The sequence below is a fragment of the bacterium genome (genome assembly GCA_035528375.1).
Taxonomy (GTDB): Bacteria; RBG-13-66-14; RBG-13-66-14; order RBG-13-66-14; family RBG-13-66-14; genus RBG-13-66-14.
Genome location: DATKYS010000095.1, coordinates 1 through 8,278, shown reverse-complemented (window position 1 = coordinate 8,278; position 8,278 = coordinate 1). Strand labels below are relative to the sequence as shown.

8 protein-coding genes are annotated in these 8,278 nt (G+C 68.7%); 4 read left to right on the top strand and 4 right to left on the bottom strand.

Going from position 1 to position 8,278, the window contains the following annotated elements; all coding sequences use genetic code 11:
• Positions 1-208 precede the first annotated feature (208 nt).
• Positions 209-853 (top strand): ATP-binding cassette domain-containing protein, encoded by a 645-nt coding sequence (locus VM054_07525; protein HUT98908.1) that lies wholly within the window; start codon positions 209-211, stop codon positions 851-853.
• Positions 854-1,314: 461 nt separating this feature from the next.
• On the opposite strand, the gene VM054_07520 is transcribed toward VM054_07525, so the two are convergent.
• Both VM054_07520 and panD read right to left on the bottom strand, forming a co-directional pair.
• Entirely contained in the window at positions 1,315-1,803 is a 489-nt protein-coding gene (locus tag VM054_07520) for a dual specificity protein phosphatase family protein (GenBank protein ID HUT98907.1), read from the bottom strand.
• Between the two features lie 47 nt (positions 1,804-1,850).
• On the bottom strand, positions 1,851-2,216 hold the full coding sequence (gene panD / locus VM054_07515; protein ID HUT98906.1) for an aspartate 1-decarboxylase: 366 nt from the start codon (positions 2,214-2,216) through the stop codon (positions 1,851-1,853).
• Between the two features lie 101 nt (positions 2,217-2,317).
• On the opposite strand from panD, the gene VM054_07510 reads away from it, so the two are divergent.
• Positions 2,318-3,196, top strand: a complete 879-nt coding sequence (locus VM054_07510; GenBank protein ID HUT98905.1) for an SDR family oxidoreductase — start codon at positions 2,318-2,320, stop codon at positions 3,194-3,196.
• A gap of 3 nt (positions 3,197-3,199) precedes the next feature.
• On the opposite strand, the gene VM054_07505 is transcribed toward VM054_07510, so the two are convergent.
• Positions 3,200-3,571 (bottom strand): DsrE family protein, encoded by a 372-nt coding sequence (locus VM054_07505; GenBank protein HUT98904.1) that lies wholly within the window; start codon positions 3,569-3,571, stop codon positions 3,200-3,202.
• 454 nt (positions 3,572-4,025) lie between these two features.
• Positions 4,026-5,816 carry a VWA domain-containing protein gene (locus VM054_07500; protein ID HUT98903.1) on the bottom strand — a complete coding sequence of 597 codons (1,791 nt, stop codon included), beginning with the start codon at positions 5,814-5,816 and terminating at the stop codon, positions 4,026-4,028.
• Positions 5,817-5,995: 179 nt separating this feature from the next.
• On the opposite strand from VM054_07500, the gene tgt reads away from it, so the two are divergent.
• Together tgt and VM054_07490 are read left to right on the top strand one after the other, a co-directional pair.
• Positions 5,996-7,228 carry a tRNA guanosine(34) transglycosylase Tgt gene (gene tgt, locus VM054_07495; protein ID HUT98902.1) on the top strand — a complete coding sequence of 411 codons (1,233 nt, stop codon included), beginning with the start codon at positions 5,996-5,998 and terminating at the stop codon, positions 7,226-7,228.
• A 2-nt stretch (positions 7,229-7,230) separates the two neighbouring features.
• On the top strand, positions 7,231-7,953 hold the full coding sequence (locus tag VM054_07490) for a GNAT family N-acetyltransferase (protein ID HUT98901.1): 723 nt from the start codon (positions 7,231-7,233) through the stop codon (positions 7,951-7,953).
• Positions 7,954-8,278 lie beyond the last annotated feature (325 nt).

The window sequence follows — 8,278 nt, the reverse complement described above, 5'->3', positions numbered from 1 at the left end:
CCCCGCCCTACGTTACGAACCGCGCGATGTCCCGTAGGGGCGACCGTCCACGGTCGCCCGCGTGTCCCCTCTCCCCGTGGGAGAGGGCTAGGGTGAGGGCTGCCTTTGATAAAACGGGCCGACCGCATGTCGGCCCCTACGTCGGAGCACCGCCGGTATGAACCGCCGTCGGCCTTCTGTTAAAATCAACCGGACGCACGTTTCCAAAATGCCCCAACCCAGCCCCAGCGCCGCCTTCATCGCCCTCGAGGGCGTCTGCCTCAGCCGACCGGTCGGCCTGGGCGGACCCTTCGTCCGCCAAAAACGGGTCGAGGTCTTCCGGGACCTGGGCCTGGAGATGCCGCGCCGGGGGCTCGTCACGGTCACCGGCGGTCCCGGCGCCGGGAAGTCGAGCCTCCTCCTTATGCTCTCCGGCGCACTGCGGCCCGACGCGGGACGGATTACCGTGGACGGATCGGAGCCCTGGCGATTGGCCGGACGGAAGCGGCGGCGGGCCTTTGCCAAAAACCTCTACCTGGGCCAGAACCCGGCGCTGTGGCACCTGGCCGAGCGGGCGGGGGAGTTGGGGGAGGAGGCGCTGGCGCGGGCCGAGCCGTTGATCGGAAAAATCACCGACGACGCGCCCCTCGCCGGCATGGACCGCTGGCGGAGGCTGGGGCTGGCCCTGGGGGCGCGGGCGGCGCTGGAGCCGGCGGCGCTCCTCGTGGACGACCCCCTGGCGGGGCTGGGTCCGAACGAGCGCGGGAGGCTCGTCGTCTGGCTGGCGGGGGAGGCGTCGGCGCGGTTGGTGGTCGTGGCCGACCCGGGGAGGGGGGCGTTCGGGGGCGTGGCGGAGAGGGTTATAGGGCTTTAAACCCGCGTTTTAGCTCTTGGCGGGGGACCGGCGCCGATTGGGAAAAAACGGGCGACCGTGGACGGTCGCCCCTACGGATAACGGCAACGATTCGTGACGTAGGGGCGGGTGTCCACACCCGCCCGCTGTATTGATTTACCGCCGTGCGTTGAAATGTAGGGCGGGGAACCGAGCGAAGCGAGCTATGCGAAGCAAATCCTTTCCCGCCGCGTTTTTTATAAGGTGGCCCTCACCCCCATCCCCTCTCCCGGAGGGAGAGGGGGGCCGTGGGTCGCCGCTTTCACGCTCCCAACCCCGACCCTCACCCTAACCCTCTCCCTAGAAGGGAGAGGGGATATAATGCAGCCCTCACCTTGACCGCGGGCCGACCGCATGTCGGCCCCTACGAGTTTTACACCGACGGGCGACCGTGGACGGTCGCCCCTACGGGTCAATCTCACGATGCTCTGATGGGCCGCCGTTCACTTCCCGCCGCGGCGGGACCAGAACTCGAACACCGACTCCACCTGCACGGGGCTTTCCACGGAGCCCGGCCGCAGGCTACGGACGTGCTCGATGGCCTCCTCGGCGGTGCGCCCCCGGTGGACGAAATAGCAGGCGAGGACCATCCCGGTCCGCCCCAGGCCCATGTAGCAGTGGACCAGGATCGGCTCGCCGGCGCGGCGGGCTTCGTCAATCAGCTCCACCGCCCAGTCCAGGACCCCCTGGGGCGGGGCGGTGAAGTCCTCGATGGGCAGGTGGTGGAGCTTTGAGAAGGGGAGGCGGCCCAGGCCCACCCCGAGGGGGTGCTCGGCGAGGGTGAGAATCCGCCGGATGCCCAGCTCGCGGAGCGCCCGGAGCTCGCGGGCCAGCCCCACGCCCGACCCGGGCCGCGACATGGCCGCCAGCTCACCGGGGATGATCCAGGTCAGGTCGGGCAGGTCGGGGTGGATGTCCGTCGGATTCCTCATCAAAAAGGCGGGGTCGGGCCCCGCCACGCTCCCGCTGGCGCGGCGGGTCAGGCTTTGGTATCCTCCACCGGGCGGTTGCGCTCGTCCACCCGGACCACACGGAACCGGTGGCCTTCGAGCTCGGAGGAATCCAGCATGAGGACGTTGACGATGATGAGCTTGTCGCCGAGGTCGGCCAGGTGGGCTGCGGCGCCACGGACGCCGATCATCCCCGAGCCGCGCGGCGCGTCAATCAGGTACGTCTCGAAGCGGGCGCCGTTGGCCAGGTTGTAAACCTGCAAGAGCTCGCCGGGCCGAAAACCCGCCCGCTCGTAGAGCTCCGGGTCAATGGATATCGAGCCCTCGTAGTCCAGCTCCGTTTCGGTCACCGTGGCGCGGTGAATTTTTCCGCCGACCATGCGATAGAGCGCCATCGGTCCGGTCTCCTTAAAATGAAAACGCCTCGGGCGTGTCGCCCAGGGCATTATAGGGCCCGCTTCGGGGGGTGTCAAGGCGATTCGAGGGAGGGAACGAGATGGTTCGACCCGTGACCCTGGTGACCGGATGCTCGTCGGGAATCGGCCTGGTGACGGCGGTGGAGCTGGCCCGTGTCGGGCACAAGGTCTACGCCACGATGCGCGACCTCGGTAAGAAGGCCCCCCTCCTGGCGGCCTGCGCCGCGGCCGGGGTGGAGGTCGAGCTCCTCCCGCTGGACCTGACCGACCCGGCGACCATCGCCGCCGCGGCGGAGCGCGTCCGCGCCGTGGACGGCCGCCTGACCAATTTGGTCAACAACGCCGGTTTCCCCTACCTGGGCGTCCTGGAGGACTTCTCCGACGCGGAGATTTTCGACCAGTTCGACACCAACGTCTTCGGCGTGCTGCGGGTGGCGCGGGCCTTCCTGCCGCTCATGCGGGCCGACGAATCGCGCAGGCGGACGCTGGTGGTGGTCAGCTCCACGGCGGGCCGGGCGGGATACCCCCTCATGGGCCTCTACTCGGCGACCAAGTTCGCGCTCATCGGCCTGGTGGAGGAGTGGCGGCTGGAGCTGCGGCCGCTGGGCATCCGGGCGGTCTCGGTCGAGCCGTACTCCACGAGGACCGAGTTCGCCGGCACGTCGCTCAAGCGACCGGCGAAGTGGAACGACGGGCCCGATTCGCCCTACGCCGACCTCCTCTCCATCGTCCCGAAACGTTTCACCGGGATGACCCACGGGAAGGGGGCGGTGGACCCGCGGGTCGTGGCGCGCACCATCCGTAGGGCGATAGGCGCCCGCAACCCCGGCCTCCATTGGACGAGCGGGGGCTTCGCCGGGCTCTCGATGTTCTTCAAGCGCTACGCGCCCAACGAGTTCACCACCTGGGTGGTGCGGCTGATGGCGGGGATCGCCGGCCTGCGTCCCCCGAGGCGCTGAGGCTCAGAAGGTCAGGACTTTGTCCGCCTTGGCGGTGTACTCGGCGATGACGTCCAGGGTGCCGATGGCGATGTCCTCGATGAGCTCGTCCTCCTTGAAATCGCGCTCGCCCATACAGGTGCCGCAGGCGAAGACCTCCGCGTTGTCCTTGATGACGGCCAGCATCTGCGGCGCCGAGTAGGTGTGGCCCAGCTCGGGGTCGTACACCCCTTCGGCGTAGGCCTCTCCCTTGCGGGCGCAGTAGACCGAGTCGGCCATCAAGAAGAGCGCCAGCTCGATGTCCGGGATTTTACGCAGCCGCCGGGCGACGCGCAGGGCCGACCGGGTGGTCTCGTTCCCGTAGGGCGGGTGGGTTACGATGATGAAGACGCGCATGGGGCTATCTCTCCTTTGGTTTGGGTCAGTCGTTCGAGTATAAAATCATAGCACATGGGGGCGTGAAAAGGAGTAGTACGGGGGGTGCCGCGTGTCCCCTCCCCCCTCTGGGGGGAGGGCTAGGGAGAGGGGCGAAAGCGGCGGGGATAGGAATCCCCGCCCTACATTTGGGCGAATGCGGGCGGGTGTGGACACCCGCCCCTACGCCAAATCGCCAACCATCGGCGAAAACCTCGTAGGGGCGACCGTCCACGGTCGCCCGCGGCGGGGATTAAAGTCCCCGCCCTAAGTGTAGGCGCACGACGGTTGATGACCCAACGGGCCGACCTGAACGGCGCGCCGTCGGTCGGCCCCTACGTCATCGCAACATCGCAACCCGGAGTGAGGGGCGATTATAAAAAAAGGGCGGACCGATGGGTCCGCCCCTACAATAACGGTTACGCAAAACGCCGATCTACTCGGCCGGTTCAACCGCCTCGAACTCCAGCACCCGCACCGGCACGGCCCACACGTTGGGGCTGCCCAGGCCGTGGTCCCGGTAGTACGCCGGGTCGCCGTCGAAAACGGCGAAATCGCCCCGGGCCATCGCCGGGACCTGGCTCTCCTTGTCGAAGAGCCGCAGGGTGCCCGCCACGAACACGAAGGCGTTCTCGGCCGCGGAGCCCTCCGGCTTCGGCGAAACGCCCGCCGAAACCCACAGGGTCTCCCCGGCCCCGGCCGCCGACCGCAGCCGGTCCATCATCGTCGGGTCGGTCACCGGCAGCCAGGCGCGGCGCCCCGAGTTCTCCACCAGGACCTTGGCCACGGGGATGCCCAGGTCGTAGCTCACGTCGCGGCGGATGGCCTCCGCCATGATGACGTCGGTGACCAGCCGGTCCAGGTTGTTCTCCTTGGCCCCCACGGTGCTGCCGCCCGAGACGCTCATCACCGTTTCCTCGGAGGCCAGGTATTCCGCTTCGGCCCCGGTGGCCTCGGTGTAGTACTCGTCGTAGCTCCCCGACCCCCCGGCGCCGTAGCCCTCGCCCTTCAGGGCCGAGGTGATGATGCCGGAGCTGCCCACGCCGCCCACCTCTTCGGACTCCGCAGGGTAGGCGTAGTCTATGCTCGCGGTGAGGGACGGCTCGGTGAGAGTCGGTTCCTCGTACACGTGGTCCCCCTCGTACAGAAGCGCCACCTCCTTGCCGGTATCGTCAATGTAGCGCTGGCGGTAGGTGAGGTACTCGAAGCTGCCGTTGGTCTCGTAGGCCAGCTTTACGAACTGGCTTTCGCCGGCGGGGTCCAGGCCGGAGCAGCCGATGGTGAAGAATGTGAGCCCCAGGTCGGCGGCGTCCTCGGCGGCGTCTTGGAGGGTGTAGCCGGCGTCGCCGTAGAGGTGGTCGGCCGCGTCACCGATGACGAAGGCCAGGCGGACGACGGGTCCGGTCTCCCAGGATAGCTCGTGGATGGCGGCCCGGAGCCCCTCGGCCACGCTCTCCGGCGCGTCGCCGCCACCCGAGGCGATGATCGAGTTTATCCGCTCGTTGAGCCGCGCCACGTCGTAGGTCAGGTCCGTGGTCTGCGTCACGTACACGTCGCCCCGGTCGCGGTACTCGACGATGCCGAAGCGCACGGCGGGCGGCGGGGTCCCCTGCGCCACCTCGGCCGCGATCTCCTTCATCTTCTCCTTCACCACCTGGATCTCGTCGCCCATGGAGCCGGTGGTGTCTATGACGAAGGCCACGTCGAAGCGGACGGCGCCCTCGGGGATGTCGTAGGTGAGCCCCGAGCCCAGCGTCACGCCGCGCAGCTTGTCAATGAGCGCCGCCGACGTCGCGTCCACCAGATCGAACAGGTCCCCCTCGTCCTCCGTGGCCGCCTTCACCGCGCCGATAACCTCCGCCGTCTCCACCTCCAGAATCTTGGTGTCCAGCCGGAAGCTCTCCCCGGCCACCGTCAGGTTGCCCATTATCAGGAGCTCCACGTTCAGGATTTTCCCCACCTCGAGGGCGGTGGCGTTGTCGGTGATTCCCGAGCCTCCCAGGGCCATCTCCTGGAGAACCTCGTCCAGCCGCTCCCGCTCGATGACGGTGATGTCGCGCTGGTTGGCCAGGTCGGTGATGAGCATCTCGGGGATGCCGGTGGCGAGGTAGTCGTAGTCGTTCGTCGGGGCGGCCACGTCGAAGTAGAGGACCGCGATTTTCTTGGGCGCCAGCGCCACGGAAGCGGCCGCCAGAACCGAAAGCACGACCAGAAGCGCCTTTTTCATCTTCCCTCCCCGGGTCTTGAATTAACGGGTCAAGATGCGTAAGATATACGATGCGATGGGGGTGTTTGTCACGGATTCATTGGGGGTGTTGCAAAATGACCTTCCGGGCTGCATAATAAGGGGGGTGGTCTCCCCCACTCGCGGACCCGGGAGGCAAGGCGGGCGACCTCGAATTCAGCGTGCAGGCGGAGGATTCCCTCGCCCGGCGGGGCGCCTGCACCGTCGGAGGCCGCACCATCCAAACCCCGGCCTTCATGCCGGTGGCGACCCAGGCCACGGTCAAGACCCTCGACGCCGGCGACATCCGGGCCCTGGGCGTCCAGCAACTGGTCTGCAACACCTACCACCTGTGGCAGCGTCCCGGCCCGGAGGTGGTGGAGGGCGCCGGCGGGTTGCGCCGCTTCATGGGTCTGGGCGACGACGGCCCGGTGATTCTCACCGACTCGGGCGGCTTCCAGGTCTTCTCCCTCTCCGGCCGCCGCGGAATCGGCGCCCGACTGCCCGCGGAGACCGAGCCGGACCGCGACGAGGGCTTCCCCGGACTGGACGGCGAGAACGCGGTCCCCGAAGCCTGGAGCCGCGAGCGGGAGCCGGTCGTCCGGCGCCTGGACGCCGACGGGGTGCTCTTCGCCAGCCCCCTGGACGGGGAGCTCTACGAGCTGACCCCGGAGCGGTCCGTGCGGGTGCAGCACTCCCTGGGGGCCGACGTGGTCATGGCCCTGGATGAGTGTACCCCGTACCCGGCGACCCCGGAGGAGGTGCGGACGAGCCTGGCGCTCACGCACGCCTGGGAGCGGCGGTCGCTGGAGGAGCACCGGCGGCTGAACTCCGAGAACGGCACGCGGCGCGCCTTCTTCGCCATCGTCCAGGGCGGGATGCACCCCGCGCTGCGGGCCGAATCGGCGGCGTTTCTGACGGAGCTGGACGCCGACGGCTACGCCCTGGGGGGGCTCTCCGTGGGCGAGCCCAAGGCGCTGTACCGCGAGGTGCTGGAGTCCTCGGCGCCGCTGTTGCCCGGGGACCGGCCCCGATACCTGATGGGCGTGGGCACCCCGGCGGACATCGTCCACGCCGCGGCCCGCGGGATTGACCTCTTCGATTGCGTCCTGCCCACGCGTAACGCCCGCAACGGCCAGCTCTTCACCTGGGCCGGGAAGCTCAACCTGCGCAACGCGCGGTTCAGACAGGATTACACGCCGCCGGACCCCGAGTGCGGCTGCCCGGTATGCGCCGGGCACACCCGGGCCTACCTGGCGCACCTGGTGCGCGCCGGAGAATTTCTCGGCCTCAGGCTGGCGACCTATCACAACCTCTTCTTCTACCTACAACTGATGCGGCGGATCCGCGAGGCGATAGAGGACCGTAGTCTACAAAAGCTCGCCGAACGGGTTTTCGCCGCCTACCCCGAATAACCATGAACGACGATTACGAGATTGCCCTGAAATTTTTCCCGCCAGACCCCGGGCTGCAGATACCCCGGGCGAACCTTTTAGCCGGGCGGGGCGTGATACGCCTGGGCGATGGCTGGGCGGTGCACTCCCACCTCGACGACCTGGCCTGCGGCGGTGAGCCCCAGGAGCCCGAGGTGCTGGCCGTCATGCCTCCGGTGGACTGGACCGGCTTCTGCTACGCCGGGCCGGACTGGGAGGGCGTGCTGCGCCAGGCCTTCAACGCGGTCGTCCGGTGGCCCCGGGTCGGTTTCATCGCCCGCGAGCCCTACCCGGAGCCGGAGCACCCGGTGCGCTGGCTGGCCCCCCGCGACGAGAGGGACGTGGGGGAGATAGACGAGCCCTGGCTCTGGAAGTACCACGCGAGCATCGCCCACTTCATCGAGAACGAGAACGCCTTCGGGGCCCAGGTGGGGGGGCACATCCGCTCGATGGCCGCGGTCTACGCCGAGGACGGTGCCTACGCCGACCTGGGGGTGGCGACGCATCCCGAGTTCCGCAAGCGGGGGCTGGCCCGGTCCTGCGTGGTGGCGTTGTGCGCCGAGTTGGTGGGGTTCAACATAACCCCCTTCGCCGAGACGGGGGCCGACAACGTCTCGGGGCGGGTCATGCCGCGGTCCATGGACTGGGAGGAGATTCGGCTGCCCGATCTTTTCTGCATCAACCGGGAGCCGCCGCCGGGGTCGTAGGGCCGCCGCGGGGCGCGGGCCGGGGTTGGAAAAAACGCGGCGGCCCGCGGCCCCCCTCTCCCTCCGGGAGAGGGGATGGGGGTGAGGGCCACCTTATAAAAAAACGGGCCGACCTGAACGGCGCGCCGTCGGTCGGCCCCTACGTCATCGCAATTCGCGGCGGCCCGCCGACAGGTCGGGTAGGGGGTTGCAGCGGTCCCCTCTCCCTTCCAGGGAGAGGCTCGCCTACGGGTCAGGGTGAGGGTCGGGGCCGGGAACGTCGAAAACGCGGCGGCCTGCGGCCTCCCTCTCCCTCCGGGAGAGGGCTGGGGTGAGGGCCACCTTA

Coding starts and splice junctions, on each gene's coding strand:
- VM054_07520 (HUT98907.1), bottom strand. CDS start 1,803: ATGAGGAATCCGACGGACATCCACCCCGACCTGCCCGACCTGACCTGG.
- VM054_07510 (HUT98905.1), top strand. CDS start 2,318: ATGGTTCGACCCGTGACCCTGGTGACCGGATGCTCGTCGGGAATCGGC.
- VM054_07505 (HUT98904.1), bottom strand. CDS start 3,571: ATGCGCGTCTTCATCATCGTAACCCACCCGCCCTACGGGAACGAGACC.
- VM054_07500 (HUT98903.1), bottom strand. CDS start 5,816: ATGAAAAAGGCGCTTCTGGTCGTGCTTTCGGTTCTGGCGGCCGCTTCC.
- VM054_07525 (HUT98908.1), top strand. CDS start 209: ATGCCCCAACCCAGCCCCAGCGCCGCCTTCATCGCCCTCGAGGGCGTC.
- panD (HUT98906.1), bottom strand. CDS start 2,216: ATGGCGCTCTATCGCATGGTCGGCGGAAAAATTCACCGCGCCACGGTG.
- VM054_07490 (HUT98901.1), top strand. CDS start 7,231: ATGAACGACGATTACGAGATTGCCCTGAAATTTTTCCCGCCAGACCCC.